This is a genomic window from Pseudomonas sp. LBUM1647 (genome assembly GCF_059716175.1).
Genome location: NZ_CP166809.1, coordinates 5,468,354 through 5,492,088, shown reverse-complemented (window position 1 = coordinate 5,492,088; position 23,735 = coordinate 5,468,354). Strand labels below are relative to the sequence as shown.

At 58.6% G+C, this 23,735-nt stretch carries 23 protein-coding genes and 3 tRNA genes; 5 read left to right on the top strand and 21 right to left on the bottom strand.

Annotation, left to right across the window (positions count from 1 at the left end; translation table 11 throughout):
* Window positions 1-222: 222 nt before the first annotated feature.
* From ACA059_RS25320 to ACA059_RS25310, 3 genes are all read right to left on the bottom strand, one after another.
* Window positions 223-299: transfer RNA gene (locus ACA059_RS25320), tRNA-Met, on the bottom strand.
* A gap of 232 nt (window positions 300-531) precedes the next feature.
* Window positions 532-608 (bottom strand) — tRNA-Met (locus tag ACA059_RS25315).
* A 231-nt stretch (window positions 609-839) separates the two neighbouring features.
* Window positions 840-916, bottom strand: a tRNA-Met gene (locus ACA059_RS25310).
* Window positions 917-1,217: 301 nt separating this feature from the next.
* On the opposite strand from ACA059_RS25310, the gene dinB reads away from it, so the two are divergent.
* Complete coding sequence (gene dinB, locus ACA059_RS25305) at window positions 1,218-2,279, top strand: DNA polymerase IV (RefSeq protein WP_497631420.1); 1,062 nt, start codon at window positions 1,218-1,220, stop codon at window positions 2,277-2,279.
* A 130-nt stretch (window positions 2,280-2,409) separates the two neighbouring features.
* On the opposite strand, the gene ACA059_RS25300 is transcribed toward dinB, so the two are convergent.
* From ACA059_RS25300 to ACA059_RS25285, 4 genes are all read right to left on the bottom strand, one after another.
* On the bottom strand, window positions 2,410-3,363 hold the full coding sequence (locus tag ACA059_RS25300; RefSeq protein ID WP_497631419.1) for a hypothetical protein: 954 nt from the start codon (window positions 3,361-3,363) through the stop codon (window positions 2,410-2,412).
* 17 nt (window positions 3,364-3,380) lie between these two features.
* Entirely contained in the window at window positions 3,381-5,096 is a 1,716-nt protein-coding gene (locus tag ACA059_RS25295) for a proline--tRNA ligase (protein ID WP_497631418.1), read from the bottom strand.
* Window positions 5,097-5,240: 144 nt separating this feature from the next.
* A complete protein-coding gene (locus ACA059_RS25290) occupies window positions 5,241-6,806 on the bottom strand; it encodes an AmpG family muropeptide MFS transporter (RefSeq protein ID WP_497631417.1) in 1,566 nt (521 codons plus the stop codon).
* A gap of 44 nt (window positions 6,807-6,850) precedes the next feature.
* On the bottom strand, window positions 6,851-7,204 hold the full coding sequence (locus tag ACA059_RS25285; RefSeq protein WP_497631416.1) for an MGMT family protein: 354 nt from the start codon (window positions 7,202-7,204) through the stop codon (window positions 6,851-6,853).
* 164 nt (window positions 7,205-7,368) lie between these two features.
* Here ACA059_RS25285 and ACA059_RS25280 point away from each other — a divergent pair, with 164 nt between their 5' ends.
* Window positions 7,369-8,376, top strand: coding sequence for a DUF481 domain-containing protein (locus ACA059_RS25280; RefSeq protein ID WP_497631415.1), 1,008 nt, complete (start codon window positions 7,369-7,371; stop codon window positions 8,374-8,376).
* A 109-nt stretch (window positions 8,377-8,485) separates the two neighbouring features.
* Here the strand turns inward: ACA059_RS25280 and ACA059_RS25275 are convergent, their stop codons facing one another.
* Window positions 8,486-8,695 (bottom strand): cold-shock protein, encoded by a 210-nt coding sequence (locus tag ACA059_RS25275; RefSeq protein ID WP_002554837.1) that lies wholly within the window; start codon window positions 8,693-8,695, stop codon window positions 8,486-8,488.
* Between the two features lie 354 nt (window positions 8,696-9,049).
* On the opposite strand from ACA059_RS25275, the gene dcd reads away from it, so the two are divergent.
* Together dcd and ACA059_RS25265 are read left to right on the top strand one after the other, a co-directional pair.
* Window positions 9,050-9,616, top strand: coding sequence for a dCTP deaminase (dcd, locus tag ACA059_RS25270; protein WP_074874089.1), 567 nt, complete (start codon window positions 9,050-9,052; stop codon window positions 9,614-9,616).
* 106 nt (window positions 9,617-9,722) lie between these two features.
* Window positions 9,723-9,932, top strand: coding sequence for a hypothetical protein (locus tag ACA059_RS25265; protein ID WP_008153934.1), 210 nt, complete (start codon window positions 9,723-9,725; stop codon window positions 9,930-9,932).
* Between the two features lie 158 nt (window positions 9,933-10,090).
* On the opposite strand, the gene ACA059_RS25260 is transcribed toward ACA059_RS25265, so the two are convergent.
* The 9 genes from ACA059_RS25260 to ACA059_RS25220 form a co-directional block, all read right to left on the bottom strand.
* A complete protein-coding gene (locus tag ACA059_RS25260; RefSeq protein ID WP_056739247.1) occupies window positions 10,091-10,855 on the bottom strand; it encodes an ABC transporter ATP-binding protein in 765 nt (254 codons plus the stop codon).
* 13 nt (window positions 10,856-10,868) lie between these two features.
* Window positions 10,869-11,987: a succinylglutamate desuccinylase/aspartoacylase family protein gene (locus tag ACA059_RS25255; RefSeq protein WP_497631414.1), complete on the bottom strand. Its 1,119-nt coding sequence runs from the start codon at window positions 11,985-11,987 to the stop codon at window positions 10,869-10,871.
* A gap of 24 nt (window positions 11,988-12,011) precedes the next feature.
* A complete protein-coding gene (locus tag ACA059_RS25250; RefSeq protein WP_497267911.1) occupies window positions 12,012-12,722 on the bottom strand; it encodes an ABC transporter permease in 711 nt (236 codons plus the stop codon).
* A complete protein-coding gene (locus ACA059_RS25245; RefSeq protein ID WP_008153927.1) occupies window positions 12,719-13,447 on the bottom strand; it encodes an ABC transporter permease in 729 nt (242 codons plus the stop codon). The genes ACA059_RS25250 and ACA059_RS25245 overlap by 4 nt, the downstream gene beginning before the upstream one ends.
* 56 nt (window positions 13,448-13,503) lie before the next feature.
* Window positions 13,504-14,286 (bottom strand): transporter substrate-binding domain-containing protein, encoded by a 783-nt coding sequence (locus tag ACA059_RS25240; protein ID WP_497631413.1) that lies wholly within the window; start codon window positions 14,284-14,286, stop codon window positions 13,504-13,506.
* A gap of 400 nt (window positions 14,287-14,686) precedes the next feature.
* Complete coding sequence (locus ACA059_RS25235; protein ID WP_497631412.1) at window positions 14,687-16,375, bottom strand: ATP-dependent DNA ligase; 1,689 nt, start codon at window positions 16,373-16,375, stop codon at window positions 14,687-14,689.
* On the bottom strand, window positions 16,372-17,406 hold the full coding sequence (locus ACA059_RS25230) for a ligase-associated DNA damage response exonuclease (protein ID WP_497631411.1): 1,035 nt from the start codon (window positions 17,404-17,406) through the stop codon (window positions 16,372-16,374). Before ACA059_RS25230 ends, ACA059_RS25235 begins: the two co-directional genes overlap by 4 nt.
* A 178-nt stretch (window positions 17,407-17,584) precedes the next feature.
* Entirely contained in the window at window positions 17,585-20,035 is a 2,451-nt protein-coding gene (locus ACA059_RS25225; RefSeq protein ID WP_497631410.1) for a penicillin acylase family protein, read from the bottom strand.
* A gap of 365 nt (window positions 20,036-20,400) precedes the next feature.
* Window positions 20,401-21,045: a glutathione S-transferase N-terminal domain-containing protein gene (locus ACA059_RS25220; protein WP_046046250.1), complete on the bottom strand. Its 645-nt coding sequence runs from the start codon at window positions 21,043-21,045 to the stop codon at window positions 20,401-20,403.
* 146 nt (window positions 21,046-21,191) lie between these two features.
* Between ACA059_RS25220 and ACA059_RS25215 the strand changes: the two genes are divergently transcribed.
* The gene (locus ACA059_RS25215) at window positions 21,192-21,743 is read left to right on the top strand and encodes a cysteine hydrolase family protein (RefSeq protein WP_497631409.1); all 552 of its coding nucleotides are present in this window, start codon (window positions 21,192-21,194) and stop codon (window positions 21,741-21,743) included.
* A 137-nt stretch (window positions 21,744-21,880) separates the two neighbouring features.
* On the opposite strand, the gene ACA059_RS25210 is transcribed toward ACA059_RS25215, so the two are convergent.
* From ACA059_RS25210 to ACA059_RS25195, 4 genes are all read right to left on the bottom strand, one after another.
* On the bottom strand, window positions 21,881-22,090 hold the full coding sequence (locus ACA059_RS25210; RefSeq protein ID WP_064676164.1) for an SEC-C metal-binding domain-containing protein: 210 nt from the start codon (window positions 22,088-22,090) through the stop codon (window positions 21,881-21,883).
* Window positions 22,087-22,581, bottom strand: a complete 495-nt coding sequence (locus ACA059_RS25205; protein ID WP_497631408.1) for an LEA/WHy family protein — start codon at window positions 22,579-22,581, stop codon at window positions 22,087-22,089. The genes ACA059_RS25210 and ACA059_RS25205 overlap by 4 nt, the downstream gene beginning before the upstream one ends.
* Before the next feature lie 135 nt (window positions 22,582-22,716).
* A complete protein-coding gene (locus ACA059_RS25200; RefSeq protein ID WP_348127446.1) occupies window positions 22,717-23,193 on the bottom strand; it encodes a YchJ family protein in 477 nt (158 codons plus the stop codon).
* A gap of 4 nt (window positions 23,194-23,197) precedes the next feature.
* Window positions 23,198-23,695, bottom strand: a complete 498-nt coding sequence (locus ACA059_RS25195) for a DUF6231 family protein (RefSeq protein WP_497631407.1) — start codon at window positions 23,693-23,695, stop codon at window positions 23,198-23,200.
* Window positions 23,696-23,735: the final 40 nt, after the last annotated feature.

Below are 23,735 nucleotides of genomic sequence, written 5' to 3'. Positions count from 1 at the left end.
CCCTGTAGAAAAAAATAATCACAAATATTAACGCCTCTCACCGGGTATCGGCGATGGTACGTCATCAGTCGTAGAGGGTTCTGTCTGTGGCTCAGCATAGTCTGGGCTCAGAGCATTGGGGATCCCGAACGGCTCGCTACACAGTGGCAGATCATTGTTGCGAAAGGACTTTTTCAACAGATACAAAAAAGGCCACTCTTTCGAGTAGCCTTTTTTGATGTTTGGTTGCGGGAGCCGGATTTGAACCGACGACCTTCGGGTTATGAGCCCGACGAGCTACCAGACTGCTCCATCCCGCGTCTGTGTGGCGGCATTCTACAGGCGAACGCCGGAGTGTCAACCGTTAATCCTGAATAGGGTCATATAAGCGTAAATGAGCGGCGAACGGTCGTGGGGGAGACTTAAGTTTCGGAATCAGAACGATTTCTCATTTCGGCACCGTCAGGCGTAACCCGCTCGTATCTATGCTCATATTTACAAAAGAGAAGCGCACAAAAAAGGCCACTCTTTCGAGTAGCCTTTTTTGATGTTTGGTTGCGGGAGCCGGATTTGAACCGACGACCTTCGGGTTATGAGCCCGACGAGCTACCAGACTGCTCCATCCCGCGTCTATGTGGCGGCATTCTACAGGCGAACGCCGGAGTGTCTACCGTTAATCCTGAATAGGGTCAAATAAGCGTAAATGAGCGGCGAACGGTGGTGGGGGAGACTTAAGTTTCGGAAACAGAACGATTTCTCAATCCTGCACCGTCAGCCGTTACCCGCTCTTTTCTATCTCGTGTTTACAAAAGCGACGCGCACAAAAAAGGCCACTCTTTCGAGTAGCCTTTTTTGATGTTTGGTTGCGGGAGCCGGATTTGAACCGACGACCTTCGGGTTATGAGCCCGACGAGCTACCAGACTGCTCCATCCCGCGTCTGTGTGTCGGCATTCTACAGAGGATCGGCGGGCTGTCAACCTTCAATCCAGAGAAAACCTCTTCCCGTTCAATCGCTTAGCTTGAAAATAGGGCTGGGTGATTGGCTGTAGGGTCGGTGTGGCAAGGCTTTCAGCTCTATCGGGTGAAGCTATTCGATTGAAAAAATAAATTCATCTGGCACTTTTCCTACGGGTGGAAAAGAACATTCAGAGTACTGGTGCTATATACAGGTGTCAGTGAGATACTGCCGATCTGACTCGCCAGTACGCCATTTCTTCACCATGAACACTGCTTTTATATGACGCAGCGAAAAATCATCCACGTCGATTGTGATTGCTTCTACGCCGCCATCGAGATGCGTGACGACCCTCGCCTGGCCGGGAAGCCTCTGGCAGTGGGTGGTTCGGCGGATCGACGTGGAGTGATCGCCACCTGCAATTACGAGGCGCGGGCTTATGGGGTGCGCTCGGCCATGTCTTCCGGACATGCCTTGAAGCTGTGCCCGGACCTGACCATCGTCAAGCCACGCATGGAGGCCTATAGAGAAGCCTCCAAGGAAATTCACACGATCTTTCGCGATTACACCGACTTGATCGAGCCACTTTCCCTGGATGAGGCCTACCTCGACGTGTCCGACAGTGCACATTTCGGCGGCAGCGCAACACGGATCGCCCAGGACATTCGCCGTCGCGTCTCTAATCAACTGCACATCACCGTTTCGGCTGGCGTTGCGCCGAACAAGTTTCTGGCCAAGATCGCCAGCGACTGGAAGAAGCCCAACGGCTTGTTCGTCATTACGCCGGATCAGGTCGAGGATTTTGTCAGTGGTTTGCCGGTGAGCACGTTGCACGGCGTTGGCAAAGTGACCGCGGACAAATTAGGCAGGCTTGGCATCGTCGATTGTTCGCATCTGCGCGAATGGGACAAGTTGGCGCTTGTGCGCGAATTCGGCAGCTTCGGCGAGCGACTCTGGAGCCTGGCCCGTGGGATCGATGACCGGTTGGTGCACAACGACAGTCGTCGGCAGTCAATCAGTGTCGAAAACACCTACGACGTGGACTTGCCGGATCTGGTGAGCTGCCTCGATAAATTACCCGAGTTACTGGAAACCCTGGCCGGCCGCATGGCGCGAATCGACAGCAGCTATCGACCGGGCAAGCCGTTCGTCAAAGTGAAATTCCATGACTTCACCCAGACCACTCTGGAGCAGGCCGGGGCAGGGCGGGACTTGGGGAGTTATCAGTTGTTGCTGACCCAGGCGTTCAATCGCGGCGGGAAACCGGTGCGGTTGCTGGGGATTGGGGTACGGCTGGAGGATTTGCGGGGCGGGTTTGAGCAGATGGAGTTGTTTGAGCGGTAGATTTGCGGTGAATGTGATGGCCTCTTCGTCGGAACGCCGCCCGGAGCCGGCTCGCTCCCACATTAGACCGCGTTCGTCTGAACAACTCGGTCAACTGTGGGAGCGAGCTTGCTCGCGATGCTTTTAGGCCTTAATTCGGTCCCGGATCCGCTACCAGTCGCCCGGCATCCTTGGTCAAGGATTTGAGGAATTCGGTCTGCAACTCGGGATCGTTGCGCGTCAGTTCGATCAGGCTTTGTTCCAGCTCGGTGGCTTCTTCTTCCAGACCCAGTTCCGACAAGCGTTTGACCCGGTGTACCCACTGGCTCACTTCGTCGTCTTCGAGGTCGTCGTAAATCAGCCCGTGAGCTTCGAGCAGCTTGCCACGCAAGGAGCTACTGACCGCCAGGGACGAATTGGTGTGCACGTCGTCCTGAGCATCCTGGACACTGATCAGCAGCCGGCTCAGATGATTGATGTCATGTTCGGCGAACGGGCTGTCCAGCAGGTTCACGCGCAATACACCGTTTTTGTCGGTGCTCATCTCGAACGTTTCCTTGCCGGCCTTGACCTCAACCGGACGCTCGCTCCATGGCAGGCTTGAGTATTCGGTGCGCTTGTCGAGCTGGACCTCGTCGATTCCCGCCAGGTTCTGCTGGGCTCGACCATGAGACTGCGCGTTCATGAACGGGTTGAGCCCGGCGAAACCATAGCTCAGCCAATCCTTGGTCACGCTGTCCGGCAGGTTGCCGAGGGCGAACACGTTGACCACGTTCGCACCGACACCGGCCACCACAGCCATCGCACCCAGCGGGATCTCGTAAGCCTCCCGCCAAGGTTGGTAAGGCGTGTAGCGGTCGTAGTGGCGTGTGACTTCGAATTCGGTAACTTCGAACGTTTTCTGCTCGTGGATCTTCACCCGACGTTGCGGCAGATCAAGCACCTTCGGCTCGCCGACATCAATCTGCAGGCTGTGATCGAGCAATTTACGCTCGACACGTTCCTCGTGCTCGCTGCGTTGTGACATGTGATTGGCACAGCCGCTGACCAGCAGGGTGCCGCACAGGGCGGCACCACCGAGGCCTAAGGTGTTTCGCTTGAACATGACTTCTCTATCTGGTGTCAGCGGCGGATACGGGACTGAAGGAAGGACAGCACGTCTGCGACCGGCAGCGCTTGCGCTTCGGGCTCGGTGCGGCTCTTGTATTCAAGATTGCCTTCGGCGAGGCCGCGGTCACTGACCACGATCCGGTGAGGAATGCCGATCAGCTCCATGTCCGCGAACTTGATGCCTGGGCTGGTTTTCTTGTCGCGGTCGTCCAGCAGTACTTCGAAGCCGGCGGCAGTCAACTCTGCATACAGCTTGTCGGTGGCTTCGCGAACCTGTTCGGTTTCGTAGCGCAGCGGTACCAGAGCGATCTGGAACGGGGCCAGCGTGTCACTCCAGATGATCCCGTTGGCGTCGTTGTTCTGCTCGATGGCCGCAGCCACCACGCGGGAAACGCCGATGCCGTAGCAACCCATTTCCAGGGTGACTGGCTTGCCATTCTCGCCCAGTACTTCGCACTTCATCGCTTTGCTGTACTTGTTGCCCAGCTGGAAGATGTGCCCGACTTCGATGCCGCGCTTGATTTCCAGGGTGCCCTTGCCATCCGGGCTCGGGTCGCCGGCGACCACGTTGCGCAGGTCGGCAACGGTCGGAACCGGCAGATCACGCTCCCAGTTCACGCCGAAGTAGTGTTTGTCGTCGATGTTGGCGCCGATGCCGAAGTCGCTCATCAATTCGACGGAACGGTCGATTATGATTGGCAGCGGCAGATTCAACGGGCCCAGGGAGCCGGCGCCGGCGCCAATGGCGTCGCGCAGTTCGGCTTCGGAGGCCATGACCAGCGGGCTGGCAACGCCAGGCTGGTTGCCGGCCTTGATTTCGTTCAGCTCGTGGTCGCCACGGATGATCAGGGCAATCAGCTTGCCTTTCTCTTCAGCATGTACCACGAGGGTCTTGATGGTCTTTTCAATCGGCAGGTTGAAGCCTTCGACCAGTTGCGCAATGGTCTTGGCGTTCGGCGTGTCGACCAGACGCAGCTCTTCGGCAGGTGCGGCGCGGGAAGTTTCGCGTGGCACGGCTTCGGCTTTCTCGATGTTCGCCGCGTAGTCGGAACCGTTGCTGAAGACGATATCGTCTTCGCCGGATTCGGCCAGCACGTGGAACTCGTGGGAGCCGGCACCACCGATCGAGCCGTTGTCGGCTTCAACCGGGCGGAATTTCAGGCCCAGACGGGTGAACACGTTGCAATAAGCCTGGTGCATACGGTCGTAGGTGATCTGCAGCGATGGCTGGTCGGCGTGGAAGGAGTAGGCGTCCTTCATGATGAATTCGCGGCCGCGCATCAAACCGAAGCGTGGACGGATCTCGTCACGGAATTTGGTCTGGATCTGATACAGGTTGATCGGCAGCTGTTTGTAGCTGCTCAATTCGTTGCGCATCAGGTCAGTGATGACTTCTTCGTGAGTCGGGCCGGCGCAGAAGTCGCGACCGTGGCGATCCTTGAAGCGCAACAATTCAGGGCCGTATTCTTCCCAGCGACCGGATTCCTGCCACAGCTCAGCCGGTTGGGTGCTCGGCATCAACACTTCGAGAGAGCCCGCGGCGTTCATTTCTTCACGAACGACGGCTTCGACCTTGCGCATCACTCGCAAGCCCATCGGCAGCCAGGTGTACAGGCCCGAGGCGAGTTTGCGGATCATGCCGGCGCGCAGCATCAGCTGATGGCTGATCACGACCGCGTCGGAAGGCGTTTCTTTCTGTGTGGCGAGCAAAAATTGACTGGTGCGCATGGTTGGCCGTTGTCGGTTACTGATGACGAGAAATGACGGAGCATTGTACGGGCGAGATCTGCTGGCGTACAGGCGTGCGGTCGGCGGGGTGTGGCGGCAGGGCGGGAACCCCCGCGCCCTCTGCGCTGCTTCCTGCTAAAGAACCTACGATTCTTCCGCGACCTGGGTCGGAACCGGTTCTGGTGCCGGCGTTGGCGTCGGGCCTTCGCGGCGGCTCTCCTGGAACCAGTGCAACGCGATTAACAGCAGCGTCGGTACGCCCAGCAGGGCAGTGATCAGGAAGAAGTTGTGATAACCGAATTTCTCCACCATGACCCCCGAGTAGCCGCCGATCAGGCGTGGCAGCAAGAGCATGATCGAGCTGAGCAGGGCGTACTGGGTCGCGGAGAACTTCAGGTTGGTCAGGCTCGACAGGTAGGCGACAAACGCCGAGGTCGCCAGGCCTGAACTGAAGTTATCCAGGGAAATGGTGAGGATCAGCATGTTCAGGTTGGCACCCATGTCGGCGAGCATCAGGAACAGCAGGTTGGTGCCGGCGGATGTAATACCGCCGATGAGCAGAATCGGCAAGATGCCGAAGCGCACGATCAGCAGGCCGCCCATGCCGGCGCCGACCAGGGTCATGATCAGGCCAAAGATCTTGCTGACGCTGGCAATCTGATCCTTGGTGAAGCCCTGGTCGATGTAGAACACGTTAGCCATCACGCCCATGACCGTATCGGACATCCGATAGGTGGCGATCAGCCCGAGCAACAGGAAGGCTTGCCAGCGGTAACGCAGAATGAAGTCGTTGATCGGCGTCAGCACCGGCGCCAGGCCACGGCGGCCAATGGCCGACAGGCACATGGCGGTGAGGGTGGTGTAGAGGATCGCCCGCAGGAACGCGCGGTCTTCGAGCAGCAGGTCGAGCACGCTCACGCCTTCGAACAACACGCTGGCGAAATCGGTGTTGTACAACTGGGTGAACATGGCTGGCACGGAAACCAGCAGCACGATCAGTACAAACACCGATGCCAATTGATGCACGAAGCTGTAGCGCCCGGCCTGAAGCTGCGTGCGCAACGGCACCGGCGGTTCGCGCATGAAAAAGGAGGTCAGCAGCGCTGGAACCATCAAGGCGCCGAACAGGATGTAGGTGCCGGCCCATGCCGAATGCTTATAGTTGAAACCGGTGGAACCGAAGCCTTCAGCGAAGAACAGGGCGCCAGCGGTGGCCAGCAGCGCGGCGATCCGATAACCAGACATGTAACTGGCGGCGAGGGCGGCCTGGCGGGTGTCGTCAGCGATTTCCAGGCGATAGGCGTCGACCGCGATGTCTTGCGTCGCCGAAGCGAAGGCGACAACCACAGCAATAGCGATCAGCCAGGACAAATGCTTTTGCGGGTCGCAGAAACCCATCCCGATCAGGCCGAGAATGACCAGTGCCTGGGAAAGCACCAGCCAGGAACGTCGGCGACCGAGCTTGCCGAGAAATGGCAGGCGCCATTGGTCGAGCAGCGGTGACCAGACCCATTTAAAGGCGTAGGCCAGGCCGATCAGGCTTGCATAGCCAATGGTTTCGCGAGCCACACCGGCTTCGCGCAGCCAGACCGAAAGTGTCGAAAACACCAGCATGTAGGGCAGGCCGGCGGCGAAACCAAGCAGCAACAGTACAAGCGTCGAGGGGCTGGCATAGGCGGCGAGCGCGGCGCGCCAGGTTTTACGGGGCATGGGCTGGAGTCTGCCTCAAGAAATACGGAAACAAAGCGCGCACTCTAACCGCTGTGCTCTACCGGGCGCCAGCCATGGCGCTGAATATCAACACGATTGTTCAGGATACTGATGCCCTCCATGCGCAAACGCGCGCGTTGTTCATCCCCCGAAGGGCTGCCTGCAGGCAAGCTGATACGCCCGCCGGCGCCGAGTACGCGGTGCCAGGGTAATTTGCTGTCGCCCGGCAGTTGGCTCAGTGTCCGTCCGACGAAGCGGGCGGCGCGACCCAGTCCTGCCAACTCGGCGAGCTGACCGTAACTCACGACTTTGCCCTCCGGGACTTGCGCTAGCGTCAGGTACAGCGCCGTGCGTCGGATATGCGCCGGACTATCGGTTTCACTGGTTGAGTCGGTCACGTCGGCAGTTCCTGAAAAAAGTTCGCCTTACCGTCTGTAGAGTAAATCCTGGATCAGCTATTGAGAAATGAACTCAATAGAAATAGTCGGGTCAGTCCTTGCTAGGGTCTTATTCGTATGGATAATGCCGACTTTTTTTCGCAAACTTGAGCCTGTATTTGCTTATGTTGTCTAGAACCCTGCTGTGCCTCGCTGTCGTCAGCGCCTCCACGCCCTTGCTCGCCGATACCGTCTGGTTGAAGAACGGTGACAAGCTGAGCGGCAAGATCACCGTTTTCGATGGCGGCAAGCTGTTGATCCAGACCGAATACGCCGGTGCCGTCCCGATCGACTGGAAGCAGGTCAAAACCCTGGAAAGCGATCAGCAGTTGCTGGTCAAGCAGGATGCCTACACCGGTGAAAAGGCCAAGGCGCTGCATGCGGCAGAAGACGGCAAGGTCACCCTGGCCAATGGCGACGCTCCCAAGACTGTGGAGCTGGCAAGTATCCAGCAGATCCTCAAGCCCAAGCCTGTCGTCGAGGATTTGGTGTGGAAGGGTAATGTCGATGCAGCGCTGGATTATCAGCGGGCCGAGAAAGACACCGACGATTACGATATCGACTTCAAGACCACTGCGCGTCATGGCAGATGGCGACACACCGCAGAAGGCGAGTACAACCGCGAATTTCAGGATGACGTGGTCACTACCGACAACTGGCGGGGCGAATACTCGCTCGACCGCTTCCTGACCGAGAAGTGGTTCTGGCAGGGCCGTGCAGTCTATAAGCGTGACAAGGTTGAAGACCTCTCTCGTCAGCGCACCGTCGGTACCGGTCCGGGTTACCAGTTCTGGGATAACGAGCTGGGCGCATTCTCGCTGGGCTCGCTGGTCAACCGTACGGACTATCAGTTCAGCGATGGCAGCAAGGAGAATTTCTACTCCCTGGCGATGAAGTGGGACTACAACCGCTACCTGATCGGTAAGAAGGTGGAGTTCTTCACGAACGGCGAAGTGGGCAAGCCGTTGTCGGGCGTAGCGGATTACGCGCTCGATGCCGAAATGGGCTTGCGCTATAAAGTGACCGATTGGGCATCGCTTAATCTGAAGGCCGAGAGAGACATCATTAGCGGCACCGACGATGCTGATTTGGACAAGACCCGTTACACCGCGGGGTTTGGCGTGGCTTGGTAAGACGCAAAAAATCGCAGCCATGGGCTGCGATTTTTTTTGCCCGCAAAACAGACAGGCACAAAAAAGCCCCGCTTTTGAGGGCGGGGCTTTTTACTAAAGCAAGTACAAGTTAGATAACTTGAACTTCTTCAGCTTGCATGCCTTTCTGACCGCGGGTAGCGATGAAAGAAACCTGTTGGCCTTCTTTCAGGCTTTTGAAGCCGTCGGATTGGATAGCTTTGAAGTGAACGAACAGGTCGTCACCGGATTGTGGAGTGATGAAGCCGAAGCCTTTTTCATCGTTGAACCACTTAACGGTACCAGTTTGGCGATTAGACATGGTGTAACTCCTTGAACAAAGATAACTGCGACGCAGGAAGAACCCTGGCCGAGACTGAGTGCAAAGAGCAGGAAAAATTCTTGTAGATGGTTGGATCGAAATTCAACATATCGTGTAGAGATTCTCAGTGACACAAGCAGCACAGTGGCGCCACCTTAACCCTTTTTCCGGAACGTGCCAATGCTTCCTGCGAAGGTTTCTCTGTTTTCATGACTGACGGTCCGCTGGTTTTCCCGCAGGAGCCGGAAATTACGGGGGATCGGCAAGATTTGCGTCCCGGACTTTGAACCCGAAGCGCGCGCCCGGTAAGATGCCGGACAGATTTTTTCCACCTCGCTATTCAGGACACCCGCCATGAGCATCAAATCGGACAAGTGGATTCGCCGCATGGCGCAAGAGCACGGCATGATCGAGCCCTTCGTAGAGCGCCAGATGCGCGGCGAAGGCGCCGACCGAGTGATTTCCTACGGCGTGTCGAGCTATGGCTACGACGTACGCTGCGCCGATGAATTCAAAGTGTTCACCAACATCAATTCGGCGACCGTTGATCCGAAGAACTTCGACGAGAAGAGCTTCGTCGACGTCAAGAGCGATGTCTGCATCATCCCTCCGAACTCCTTTGCCTTGGCACGCACCGTGGAATTCTTCCGGATTCCGCGCAATGTGCTGACGATCTGCCTGGGTAAAAGCACCTACGCGCGTTGCGGCATTATCGTCAACGTGACGCCGCTTGAGCCTGAGTGGGAAGGCCACGTGACCCTGGAGTTCTCCAACACCACCACGCTGCCGGCAAAAATCTACGCCAACGAAGGTGTGGCACAGATGCTGTTCTTCGAATCCGACGAAGAGTGCGAAGTCTCCTACAAGGACCGTGGCGGCAAGTATCAGGGCCAGCGCGGCGTCACCCTGCCACGCACCTGATCCGTTCGTCTGGCAAGTCGTGGGAATTCTTGAGCGGGTAGACACTCTATTGGGTGTACTGCCCGGTTCGCGCAACGCGGACGGGGCCATCGCTCAGGAGTGCTTTATGAAGATCGATCCGCGAATAAGTGCCGAACTGGCAAGGCTTGAGCCCAATCAGGTTGGCGTTTTGGCCTGGTCCTTGTTGGCACATCCACCTATCAACATGGCAGGGGGCATCCCCGGTCAGCCTGATCCCGATACCCCCAACGAACAACCCACCGAGCCCGGTGAGCCTACCCTGCCGGATGAGCCGCCTCCCGCGCCCGTTGCCTAAGGTCTTACTACATCAGTCCTGCAACCTGTAGGAGCTGCCGAAGGCTGCGATCTTTTGTGGATTGCGAGATTTTATAGCCGAAAAGCAAGATCAAAAGATCGCAGGCTTCGCCAGCTCCTACAGTGATCTGTAGCGGCGGGCGAAACCTGTGATTTTTTTTACTTCAGGTTACCGCTCAAAAACTGCTTCAACCGCTCACTTTTCGGATTGCCCAGCACATCGTCCGGCGCACCTTCTTCCTCCACCAGCCCTTGGTGCAGGAACAACACCTGACTCGACACCTTGCGGGCGAAGCTCATTTCGTGCGTCACCATGATCATGGTCCGGCCTTCTTCGGCCAGGCCCTGGATCACTCTGAGCACTTCACCGACCAGCTCCGGGTCGAGTGCCGAAGTCGGTTCGTCGAACAGCATCACCTCCGGCTCCATGGCCAACGCGCGAGCAATGGCGACCCGTTGCTGCTGACCGCCGGACAAAAACGCCGGGTACTGATCCGCCACCCGCGCCGCCAGCCCGACCTTGTCGAGATAACGCCGCGCGCGATCTTCGGCTTCCTCTTTGCTGCAACCCAACACCCGGCGCGGAGCCATGGTGATGTTTTCCAGCACCGTCATGTGGCTCCACAGGTTGAAGTGCTGGAACACCATGGCCAGGCGGGTGCGGATCTTTTGCAGTTCGTCGGCATCGGCCACGTGCATGCCGTGGCGATCCTTGATCATGCGGATGTTCTGGCCGTCCAGGCTCATGGCGCCGTCGTTGGGCTGTTCGAGAAAGTTGATGCAACGCAGGAAGGTACTTTTGCCCGAGCCGCTGGCGCCGATCAGGCTGATGACGTCGCCGGTGTTGGCCTTGAGCGAAACGCCTTTGAGTACTTCATGTTCGCCATAGCTTTTATGCAGGCCTTCAATGGTCAGTTTGTACATGGGGCATGCATCCTCAAGGCGAAAGTAGGTAGCCGCTGCGATAGGCTTCGGTGCCCGCGACGTGGGCGATCACCATGCCGGCAGTGGCCATGCGCCGTAGCGAACGGGCGTACATCAACCCGGCGACGGTGCAATGAACGGGGGTGACGCGGTCAAAGATCGGGTCGATGATTTCAGCGATCAGTTGCCCGGCTTCGAGGTATTCCCCTGGCAGCGCGGTGAATACCAGCAGACCGCCGACCGGTGTCGCTACCGGTTCAACACCGGCCAGCGGCGTGGCCGGGTAGGGCAGCTCGGGTAGTGGCGCCGGCTCGCCGGCAATCGCGCCGTAATGAATCAGGTAATCGATCAGCGCCTGGCAATCGAGGCTGGCCAATGGATGATTGACGTCGCCCTGACCGCGCAATTCGACGGTGACCGAGAAACTGCCCAGCGGAATATCGAAGTGTTCGCCGAAGCGCTCCTTCAATTGCCACCAGAGCAGGGTGAAGCATTCATCGAACGACTGCCCGCCGGAGTCGGTGGCCAGCAGACTGGCTTCGGCACCGATGTACCGCGCCAGTGGCTCGACCTGCGGCCAGGCCTCGGGCGTGGTGTAGATGTGGGCGACCGCTTCGAAATCGCAATGCAGGTCCAGCACCATGTCGGCATCGCAGGCCAGCCGTTGCAGCGCCAGGCGCTGGGATTGCAGTTGCGTGCCGGCAGTCTGTTGGGCGAGGGCATTGCGCAGGCTGCTGCGAATCAGTTCGAGGTTGTGCTGCGGATCGTTGCCGAGCAGGCCTTCGATTTCGTTGCCGACGGCTTCGCTCACATCGACGAACCAGCGATTGAAGTTCTGCCCGCTTTCGAGGTCGTAACGGCCCAGCGGAACATCCATCAGCACTTGTTCGAGGCCGACCGGGTTGGCCACCGGCACCAGCACGATTTCGCTGCGCAGACGGCCGGCGGCTTCTAGTTCCGCCAGGCGTTGCTTGAGGTGCCAGGCAACCAGCATGCCCGGCATTTCGTCGGCGTGCAGGGACGACTGGATGTAGATCTTGCCTTTGGCCGCTGATGGGCCGAAGTGAAAACTGTGAATCTGTCGAGCGGTCCCCGGCAGCGGGGCCAGGAGGTCATGAATCTGGTGGCGCATGTCTCTTTATCCCTAAAGCGGGTCCTAGTGGGTCGGCCCGAGGAAGGCCAGCCATCGGCGTTCGGCGAGGCGGAACAGGCCAACCAGCGCAAAGGTAACGGTCAGGTAGATCAGCGCGGCGATGCCGAACGACTGGAACGTCAGGAAGGTCGCCGAGTTGGCGTCCCGCGCGACTTTCAAGATGTCCGGGATGGTCGCGGTGAAGGCCACGGTGGTTGAGTGCAGCATCAAAATCACTTCGTTGCTGTAATAAGGCAACGAACGACGCAGGGCCGAAGGCATGATCACGTAGGCATAAAGCTTCCAGCCTGTCAGACCGTAAGCCTTGGCCGCTTCGACTTCACCATGCGCCATGCTGCGAATCGCCCCGGCGAAAATCTCCGTGGTGTAGGCGCAGGTATTCAGGGCGAAGGCCAGGATCGTGCAGTTCATCGCATCGCGAAAGAACGCATCCAGTACAGGTTGGGCGCGCACGGCGGCCAGACTGTAAATCCCGGTGTAGCAGATCAGCAGCTGAATATAGAGAGGCGTACCCCGGAACAGGTAGGTGAAGAACTGAACCGGCCAGCGGATGTAGAAGTGCGGCGAAACCCGGGCGATGGACAGCGGGATCGACACCAGGAAACCGATGAAGATCGATGCGCTGAGCAGCCACATGGTCATGGCCAGGCCGGTGATGTTGTAGCCGTCGGTATAAAGGAAAGGTTTCCAGTATTCCTGCAAGAGCTCGATCATCGTACGGCCTCCCGTGAACCGGCGGCGTAGCGGCGTTCGAGCCAGCGCAGGACGAAGTTGGAGGCGCTGGTGATCAGCAGGTAAATCAACGCTGCAAGCACCAGGAAGTAGAACAGCTGATAGGTGCTTTTGCCGGCATCTTGCGCAGCCTTGACCAGGTCGGCCAGGCCGATGATCGAGACCAGTGCGGTGGCCTTGAGCATTACCATCCAGTTGTTACCGATACCCGGCAGGGCAAAACGCATCATCTGCGGGAACACCACGATCCAGAAACGCTGGCCGCGCTTGAGTCCATACGCGGTCGCCGCTTCGACCTGGCCCCGTGGGACCGCGAGAATCGCGCCACGGAAGGTTTCGGTGAAGTACGCGCCATAAATGAAGCCCAGGGTGATGACCCCGGCGCTGAACGGGTTGATCTCGATGTATTCCCATTCCATGAAATCGGTAAACGACGTCAGCCAGGTCTGCAGGCTGTAGAAAATCAACAGCATCAGCACCAGGTCTGGCACACCGCGAATCAGCGTGGTGTAGAGCTGGGCCGGTACGCGCACCAGTTTGACTTTTGACAGCTTGGCACTGGCGCCGAGCAAGCCGAGCAAAACGGCTACCAACAGCGACAACACCGACAATTTGATGGTCATCCAGGTGCCTTCCATCAGCAACGGACCGAAGCCCTGGAGGCTGAAGGCTGAGAGCCCCAGGTTTTGTAGTAGGTTTTCGAACATAAATCAGCAACCTGATCGGATGAAAAAAGCGCCCATCGCAAGATGGGCGCCGGGCATTATTTGCCGCTGTACAGATTCAGATCGCCAAAGTGTTTCTTCTGAATAGTGGCGTAGGTGCCATCGTCGTGTAACGCTTTGATACCTTTATCCAAAAGTGCCTTGAGGTCTTTGTTACCTTTAGAGATACCGATAGCTGTTTTGGCTGGCAGCAATTCGCTGTCCACTGGCTTGCTGATTTCGTAACCGGCGCCATTTGGCGACTTCAAAAAGCCCAGTTCGGCTTGCAGCATGTCCTGGATGCCGGCGTCGAGACGACCGGAAGTCAGGTCGGAATACACCTGATCCTGGTTCTGATAGGCCTGGGTTTTCACGCCAGCCTTGTCCAGAACGGCTTTGGCATAGGCTTCCTGAATGGTGCCTTGTTCGTAGCCTACGGTTTTGCCCTTGAGCGAAGCGACGTCAGCCGTTACGCCAGAACCTTTTTTGGACACGTACGCGGTTGGGCCCGAGAACAGCTCGCTGGAGAAGTCGATGACTTTTTCGCGGGCCGGGGTGACGGTCATCGAAGAGATTACACCGTCGAATTTATTGGCCTTGAGGCCCGGAATCATGCCGTCGAAATCGCTTTCGACCCATTTGCACTTGACCTTCAGTTCGGCGCAGATCGCGTTACCCAGATCGATGTCGAAGCCTACCAGGCTGCCGTCAGCCGCTTTCGACTCAAACGGAGCGTAGGAAGGATCAACGCCAAAACGCAATTCCTTGTATTCCTTGGCCAGCGCGGAACCGGCTGCCATGCACAACGCCAGTGCAGAAAGGGTCAGCAATGCTTTTTTCATTATTCAATCCCTAAAAACCAATATGAGCGCTTGTGGCGCAGAATTATTGTTACTGGAAAGCGTAAGACCTTATGAAAGTAGCAATTTCCGAACCAGAGTCCCGAACAAGTGTTTTAAAAGGTGATTCAAGAAATGGCAAGGAGGGATTTGTGCACGAAAACGGGCGGCGGCAAATAGCTGCACCAAGTTGGATCGGAATGGCACAGGTCTCTGTGGGAGCGAGCCTGTGTGGTGAGGGGATTTAGCGAAACGTCGCACCGCCCCGTTCGGCTGCGAAGCAGTCGTAAAACCATTAAGTGCGGTGTACCTAATACGCCGCGGTTTTCGATTTTGGGGCCGCTTCGCAGCCCAACGGGGATAAATCCCCTCGCCACACAGCTCGCTCCCACAGGGATTCGGTTTAGCTCAACAGGCCCTGCAGTGTCGCCAGGTTATCAGCCTCCTCAACCGACTTATCCTGCCGCCAGCGCAGCATCCTCGGAAACCGCACCGCAATCCCGCTCTTGTGTCGTTTGGACAGGGCGATGCCCTCAAATCCCAGTTCAAATACCAGACTCGGCGTCACACTGCTCACCGGCCCGAATTTCTCTACGGTGGTCTTGCGCACGATGCTGTCGACCTGGCGCATTTCTTCGTCTGTCAGCCCCGAATACGCCTTGGCAAATGGCACCAGTGCGCGTTCGCTCGCGTCAGGCGGCCCGTCCCACACGGCGAAGGTGTAATCGCTGTAGAGACTGGCGCGGCGACCATGTCCGCGTTGCGCATAAATCAGCACCGCGTCGACGCTGAACGGGTCGACTTTCCATTTCCACCAGACGCCCATGTCCTTGGTCCGCCCGACGCCATACAACGCCTCCCGGGCCTTGAGCATCATGCCTTCGACACCGAGCTTGCGGGAGGCTTGCCGTTGTCGGGCGAGGTCGAACCAGTCTTCGCCGGTGAGCACCGGTGAGGCGAGTAACACCGAGTTGTTACAGCGGCTGACGACGTGCTCCAGTTGAGTGCGACGCTTGGCCTGAGGCTGGTTGCGCCAGTCTTCACCCTGCCATTCCAGCAGGTCGTAGGCGAGGATCACCACTGGCACTTCTTCGAGGATTTTTTTGTCCAGGGTTTTACGGCCGATCCGCTGTTGCAGCAGAGCGAACGGCTTTACTGCGGGTGAAGCCGGGGATTGAGGGTTGAAGGCGTCCTCGGTGGTGGGTTTTTCGGTTTTCCAGGCGACGATTTCACCGTCGATCACCGTACCGTCGGGCAAGCAGTGAACCAGGCTATGGAGTTCGGGGAAGCGCTCGGTGACCAGCTCTTCACCCCGCGACCAGATCCACAGTCGCCCGTCGCGTTTGACCACTTGGGCGCGGATACCATCCCACTTCCATTCCACTTGCCAGTGGCTGGCCGGGCCGAGCAGGGCTTCGAATTGTTCAACGGGTTGTGATAACGCGTGGGCCAGGAAAAACGGGTAGGGCTGACCGCCCCGTTGGGCATGTTCGTCAGACGATTCGGTGGCAATCAGCTTCAAATAACTGGACGCCCTCGGGCGATTGGACAGGTCGGTGTAACCCACCAGTCGCTGGGCGACGCGTTTGCTGTCGAGCCCGGCCATGGCCGCCAAGGCACGGGTGACCAGCAACTTGGAGACGCCGACGCGGAAACTGCCGGTGATCAGTTTGATGCACAGCATCAGGCTCTGGCGGTCCAGTTGCGACCACAGGGCAGGCAGTCGCTCGGCGAGGATTTGCGGGGTTTCACCGCGCAGCGGCAGCAGTTTGTCTTCAATCCAGACCGCCAATCCATCGTTGGAGCGGTGAAGCGCTTCGGGCAGCACCAGCGAAATGGTTTCCGCCAGATCGCCGACCGCCTGATAACTCTCTTCGAACAGCCACGGCGAGAGGCCGGAGATCTCCACCGCCAACTCTCGCAGGATGCGCACCGGCACCAGTTGTCGAGGCCGTCCGCCGGACAAAAAGTAAACCGCCCATGCGGCATCTTCCGGCGCGGCCTCGGCGAAGTAGTGTTGCATCGCCGCCAGTTTGGCGTTGCTCGACGTCGTGGCATCGAGTTCGGCGTACAACTCGGCGAACGCCTTCATGGCAGAGCCTCGGCGCTCTCGGGGTCGACGGCTGCACTTTCTTCCTCATCGTCGCCGTACTCGGTGCTGAAACTCATGGCATCGAGGCCCTGTTCGCGCAGATGGCGCACCAGTACCCCGACCGAACCGTGGGTCACCATCACACGCTCAGCACCGGTCTGTTCGATGGCCCAGAGCAGGCCGGGCCAGTCGGCGTGATCAGACAGTACGAAGCCACGATCCACGCCACGTCGCCGCCGTGTGCCACGCAAACGCATCCAGCCGCTGGCGAAACCATCGCTGTAGTCACCGAAGCGACGCATCCAGGTGCTGCCGCCAGCCGAAGGCGGGGCCAGGACCAACGCCTTGCGCATCATGGGGTCGCTCTTTTTTACCTCGCCGGCATAGATCGTTGGCGGTAAATAAATACCACCTTCGCGATAAACCTGATTGAGCGGTTCCACGGCACCATGCACCAGAATGGGGCCGAGGTTGGCATCGATGCCATGGAGAATTCGCTGCGCCTTGCCGAAGGCATAGCAGAACAACACGCTGGTTTTGTCGGCGGCGGCGTTGGCTTGCCACCACTGATTGATCTCGGCAAAGACGTGCGCCTGGGGTTGCCAGCGATAAATAGGCAGACCGAAGGTCGATTCAGTGATGAAGGTATTGCAGCGCACAGGTTCGAACGGCGCGCAGGTGCCGTCGGGTTCGATCTTGTAGTCGCCCGACGCGACCCAGACTTCGCCGCCGTATTCCAGACGCACCTGTGCCGAGCCGAGGACATGGCCGGCGGGGTGAAAACTCAAGGTGACGCCATGGTGGGTCAGGGGTTGACCGTAGGGCAGGGTTTGCAGGTTGATGTCCTGGCCCAATCGCGCACGCAAAATCCCTTCGCCGGGAGCGGCCGCCAGATAATGCTGATTGCCGGTGCGGGCATGGTCGCCGTGAGCGTGGGTGATGACTGAACGTTCGACCGGCCGCCACGGGTCGATGTAGAAATCCCCGGCGGGGCAATACAAACCTTCAGGACGCGCGATAACAAGATCCATGTTGTTACCAAAATGGAGGGACTTGTTAGCTATGAGGTTTGCGCGAAGCCAGAAGTTCTATTGATTTTTTCAGAGATCAAAAACAAAAGATCGCAGCCTGCGGCAGCTCCTACAGATGAACACGAATCCACTGTAGGAGCTGCCGCAGGCTGCGATCTGTTGATCGTGTCTTTTTGACTTACTTGCCGGGTGTCAGCGTCAACCGCGTCTTCCCATACGCCTTGTCAAAGTTCTGCGGCTGCATCGGCAGACTCATGTATTGCCCCTTCAGCCACGGATCAATGCTGTCGAGGTAGTTCGGACTCGCCGGATTACCGGATTGCCCCGTACCGTTCTGCCCCATCAGCGGTTCGGCCTGACCGAAGTCGACGATAAAGCGCATGGCCGGCGCCAGGGTGGTGTTGAAATCCTGACCCCAGGCGAATGCTGCAGTATTCAGCGTGGTGTGGTCGCCGCCGGCCGCCAGTGGACCGCGCACAGTCTGGCCACTGGCGTTTTTCCACTCGTAGCGGTGCAGTTTGCCCCATTGCCAGGCTTTGTGATCGCCGCCTAACTGACTGTCGCCCGCGCTGATCGCTGCCGCCAGACTGCGGGCAAGGATCGCCGGTTTATCTTCTTTCTGCGGTGTGCGAGCGTCATCCCAGAACGGACTGTCCTCACGCCCCAGCAGGTGATCGGCCTGGGCCGCGTAGGACAACTTGCCGTTGGCGATAAAGGCTTTCCACGCCGGGCTGCTTTCCGGGCCCAGTTCGTCGAGGAAGATTTGCTGGGTGCTTTGCTGCAGGAACAACTCGTAAATCGCTGCATCAGCGGAGGTCGGGCTGAGTTTTCCGTCGAAGGCCATCAGGCGGGTATACGCCTCGCGAGCCTTGCCGCGATCCGCCACGGGCAACGCTTCGATGGCCTGCTTGAGCGGCTGGGACATGCCCGGTGCTTCGAACATTTTCTTCAGCTTGGCAGCGAAAGTGGTGGTCTGGTCGTATTGCATGGCGATCAGGCTGCGCGTGTCGTGTTTGCCCACGCCTGCCAGTTCGGCCAGACGTTCGCCACGCTCCGGCGCCGACCAGGAGTTGGACAACTGCATGCCGTAGCCATGGGGAATGACGCGCTGGTTGGCGGTGCCGAGCCAGCCTTGGGCGGGATCCTGGTCATAGGGATGGAGCATCGGGTCGGCGTAACCATCCCAGTCATAACGACCTTCCCAGCCGGGCGACGGCAACAGGCCTTCGCCTTCGCGACGGTTCGGGAATCGACCGGTGACTTGCCAGCCGATGTTGCTGGCGTCGGCAAATACCAGGTTCAGCGCAATGGCGCGGATTTCACGGCTGGCGTCCGAGGCTTTCTCGACGGTCTGGGCGCGGGACAGGTCGAAAAACGCGTCCAGGGTCTTGTCATCGGTGAAGTTCGGCGTCTGCAAGGCCAGGCCAAAACCGTTAGCCAGCGTCGTGCCTTGGGCACTGTTGAGCAGCGGGCCATGGCGGGTTTCGTACACCACTTCGCGAATCGGCCGCTGGCCTTTGACGAAGTAGGTTTCGTTGCGCACGATCGCCGGCTGCCATTTGCCACCCACCTCGTAGGAAAGACCATTGCCCTGGCGTTTGATTTTTTCCAGGAACAGGTCCTGGTTGTCACCCATGACGGTGGTCATGCTCCAGGCCACTTTGCCGTTGAAACCGCCAAGCACCATCGGCAAACCGGCAATCGTCACACCAGAAGCCTGGTACTTCGGTGCGCGAATTTGCACGTAACTGAACAACGACGGCACGCCCAGTGGCCCATGGCTGTCGCTGGCCAGCAGGCTTTTGCCGCTGCGGCTGCGTTGCGGGCCGATCGCCCAGTTGTTCGACGAGGTGGCGCCCAGCAGATTCAGATCGGACAGTTGGCTCGTGGCTTTGCTGATCTCGGCCAGGCCCGGGATTTGCCCGTTGAGCTTGATGCCCTGAAGTTTTTCAGCCTCGGCCAGCGGCAGTTTTTCATCGGGAGCGGACGGGGTCAGCCACGGGAGTTTGTCGTTGCTGACGGTCTGGGCCAGCATCAGCGAGGAGATTTCTTCCGGCAGGTTGGCCGACTGGCTGAAGTTCAGCAGGCAGAAAATCAGCGCCGAGTCTTCCGGCTTCCAGTATTCAGGTTTGTAGCCGGTGGCTGCGAGGTCCGCCGGCAGCTTGTCGCGGTAACGGAACAGGTAGGCGTTGACGCCGCGGGCATAGACTTCGAAGAAGCGTTTGAGGCGCGGCGAAGACGCCTTGTACAGCTCGCCGGCGCTTTTCTTCAGATTGACGGCGCGCATGTAGCGGTCAGCGTCCAGCAGGTCCGAACCGGACATCTCCGACAAACGGCCCTGAGCCAACAGGCGCAGGGTGACCATTTGCGTGATGCGGTCGGTAGCGTGGACGTAACCCAGGGTGAACAGCGCGTCGTGGAAGGTGTTGCTTTCGATCAACGGCATGCCCATGGCATTGCGGCGTACCGAAACGTTCTGCGCCAGGCCCTTGAGCGGCTGCACACCGGTGGTCGGCGGGAGGGTGTCCTGGGTGTTCCAGGTCTGACAACCGGTCAGGCTCAAAACACCGGCCACTGCTGCGGCAACGCCGAACCGGGGAAGAAAATGTGTAAGGGCTGGCGAGGCCATGGCAAAGCTCCTGCGGGGGTAGTGGTGCCCGGCCTCGAAAGTCGCTGTTCACTTTTGACGGCGTCTAATGTCGCCAGACGGCGTTGCCGCTCCTCGCCATAGCGGGCTATGACTCGTCGCGGCGCCTTGTCTGACAACATTAGCCACTCGTCAAAAGATGAACGGACTTCCGAGGCCGGGCACATTAAAGGCGCTACGTTAGTGAGCAGGAGGTGGCCGCGCAAGCGGGGTATCAGGTTATTTCAGGATTTGTCTGTGGAACGCAAAAAGATCGCAGCCTCGTTTCACTCGACAGCTCCTACACGGTTTCGCATTCCCTGTAGGAGCTGTCGAGTGAAGCGAGGCTGCGATCTTTTGATCTTCCATCAGGATTTAGGCGGGTTGACCTTGGCCACCAGGGCATACGCCTTCACCGTCGCCGGACGGCTCTGGATGTGGTTGAACCAGCGCAGCACGTTGGGGAAGTCCTCCAGATTCTGGCTCTGCCACTTGTGGGAAACGATCCACGGGTAGATCGCCATGTCGGCAATGCTGTATTCGCTGCCGGCGACGAAGTCTTTATCGGCCAGCTGCTTGTCGAGTACCCCGTAGAGGCGGGCGGTCTCGTCGATATAGCGCTTGATTGCGTAGGGGATTTTCTCCGGCGCGAATTGGCTGAAGTGATGATTCTGCCCGGCCATAGGGCCCAGACCGCCCATCTGCCAGAACAACCATTGCAGCGCTTGTTGGCGACCGCGCAGGTCTTTGGGCAGGAACTTGCCGGTTTTCTCTGCCAGGTACAACAGAATCGCCCCGGACTCGAACAGTGCCAGCGGCTCACCGCCATCGGCCGGTTCGGGATCGACGATGGCCGGAATTTTGTTGTTCGGGGAGATTTTCAGGAATTCGGGTTTGAACTGGTCGTTCTGGCTGATGTTGATCGGGTGCACGTTGTAGGGCAGGCCGGCTTCTTCCAGGAATATCGAGATTTTGTGGCCGTTGGGGGTGGTCCAGTAATACAGGTCGATCATGGAGTACTCCAAATCAAGAGATGTCGTTACTTGCGGACAGCAAACGCCGGCATCAGGTCGTCCTGTTTGCGTTCGATAGCTTGCCTGTAGGAAGAGGTGATGCTGAAGTGCAGGAAATTCAATGACCCCGCATGAGAAAAACCGGCATGGAGCTCAAAACAAACGCGGCGCTGATCATCATCGATCAACAAAAAGGCATTCTGCATCCCAAACTCGGTCGCCGAAATAATCTTCAGGCCGAGCAGCGAATCCTCGATTTGCTAGGGGATTGGCGTCGAACCGGGCGACCGATCATTCACGTGCAGCACTTGTCCCGTTCTCCTGACTCGGTGTTCTGGCCGCAGCAATCGGGGGTGGAATTTCAGGAGCGGTTTCAGCCACAGACCGGTGAGCAGCTGATTCAGAAGCAGGTGCCGGATGCGTTTTGTTCGACGGGGCTCGAGCGGACTTTGCGAGAGGCAGGGATCGATCAGTTGGTCGTCGTTGGCGTAGCGACTAACAACTCGGTGGAATCCACGGCGCGAACGGCCGGTAATCTGGGGTTTGAAACGTGGGTCGTGGAGGATGCGTGTTTTACCTTCGACAAGGCGGATTTTTTCGGTAACGCCCATTCAGCTGAGGAAGTGCATGCGATGTCGTTGGGGAATTTGCATGGGGAGTATGCGACGGTCGTCAGCACCGTGCAGATCCTGAAATGAGGTGACTGTCAGTCCGTCTTCGCGAGCAAGCCCGCTCCCACATTAGATCGCATTCTCAAGGTAGATACGGTCAAGTGTGGGAGCGGGCTTGCTCGCGAAGGCGATTCAGCAGACGAAGAAGTTCTTCGCCCGAAGCATCAAGCGCCGTGGCACTTCTTGAATTTCTTGCCGTTGCCGCAGGGGCAAGGGTCGTTGCGGCCGACGTCTTTCAGGGCGTTGCGCACCGGTTCCTGGTGGGCGTGGCCGCAGTTCGGGCCGTGGACATGGCCATGGTCGTGATCATGGTGCTCGTGATGGTCATGATCGTGGTTGCAGTCAGGGCCATGGACATGGGGTTGCTGGGTCATCGGTTTTGCTCCGGAATTAAATCGGCGGGGATTATCACGCCATTACGCGCAAGGTGCACGTAGTGCGCGATGAATAAACCGGTTTCCAGTTCACCTTCCAGACGATAGGGAATGGGCTGCTTGGGGTTTTTCAGCAGTTTCACCAGATCCCGCACCTTGGGCCACAGGTTGGTGCGGATCGGCACTTTAAAGTAGGCACTGCGTTTGGGACCGACTGTGAACCAGTGTTCGTGCTCACCTTCGGTCAGCAGCATGTCGCCCAAGTGAATGCGGTACTCGATGCCCCGCACTGTCAGATCGCTGTCGTTGGGGTTGTCGACGCGAAAGTGCAAAAGGAATCGTTGCTGCATCAGTTTGGCCTGGACCACTTCGACCTTGACCAGATGCACCTGCGGTTCCGGTTCATCGTCGGCGAACCAGGACGCGCAGCCGCCAAGCCCCAGAAACAGGAGCAGGGTGAGCAGATGTAGTACGAGCCGTCGGGTGGTCATGGTCGGGTTTCTCCCTTGAACACCAGTCTAGCCGTAAAAGATCGCAGCCTTCGGCAGCTCCTACGGGTGTACGCCGATCCAGTGTAGGAGCTGCCGAAGGCTCGGGCCGCGTTCGGACGATCTTTTGACGTCACTTCAACTGCTGAAATAACCCGCACAACACTTCTTGAACTTCTGCCCGCTGGCGCAAGGGCACGCATCATTGCGCCCGGCCTTGAGTTGTACGGTGGGGTCGATGAAGTACCAGTGACCGGCGTTCTGCACGAACGACGAGCGTTCGCGGTGGCTGTGTTCACCGCTGCCGTCGTGCCAGCGCGCGGTAAAGGTCACGAAGGCATGTTCCGGCTGACCGCCCAAGACCTCGGAGCTTTCCACCTCAAGGCCCAGCCAGGTGCTTTGGGCGCTCCAGTCGCTGATGGACTGCCGATCCAGGCCTGCTTGTTGCGCGGGCAGGGTGGTCGCTACCAGATAATCGATCAGGCCCAGCACATAGGCGCTGTAGCGCGAACGCATCAAGGCTTCGGCACACGGTGCCGGATGGCCGGCATGGTAATGGCCGCAGCAGGCATCAAGCAGGGTGCCGCTGCCGCAGGGGCAAATGGATGTACTCATTGCGTTACCACCAATATTTCCCGAAGTTTTCCGGATTGGCCCAGAACCGTGAGTTGAGCCAGTCGGGTACTTGTTTGTAGTCAAGCAGATCATAGGTGAACAGGGTCAGCACTTGATCGTCGCGCTGGAAGCGTTCGCTGGCTTGCAGGGCCAGGGAGAAAAAGTCGGTTTCCTGCCAGCCGCTGGCCGGCAAGTCCGCCAGCACCGCGATGCGACTGGCGTTGAGGTTACGGATCCCGCCCAGCAGGTTCAGGCCATCGCGCTTGGGCAAGTGTTCGAGGCAATCGACTACCAGCGCCAGGTCAAACCGGCGCGCCGCCAGTTCGGCCGGCAACGCCCCAGGTGCCGCGTGCGCAACGCAGCAGTCCGGGTGCGCCAGTTTGAAGGCCTCAAGCGCGGGGAACTCGCTGGCGCCAATCAGCAACAGGCGCGCGGGGGCATAACGATCAAGCAAAGCGGCCAACGCCTGCTGGGGCGTGCGTGAAGAAATACCTGCAATCATCGAAGATCCTCAATCAGAGCCGCCAAGACTAGCCTGCTCA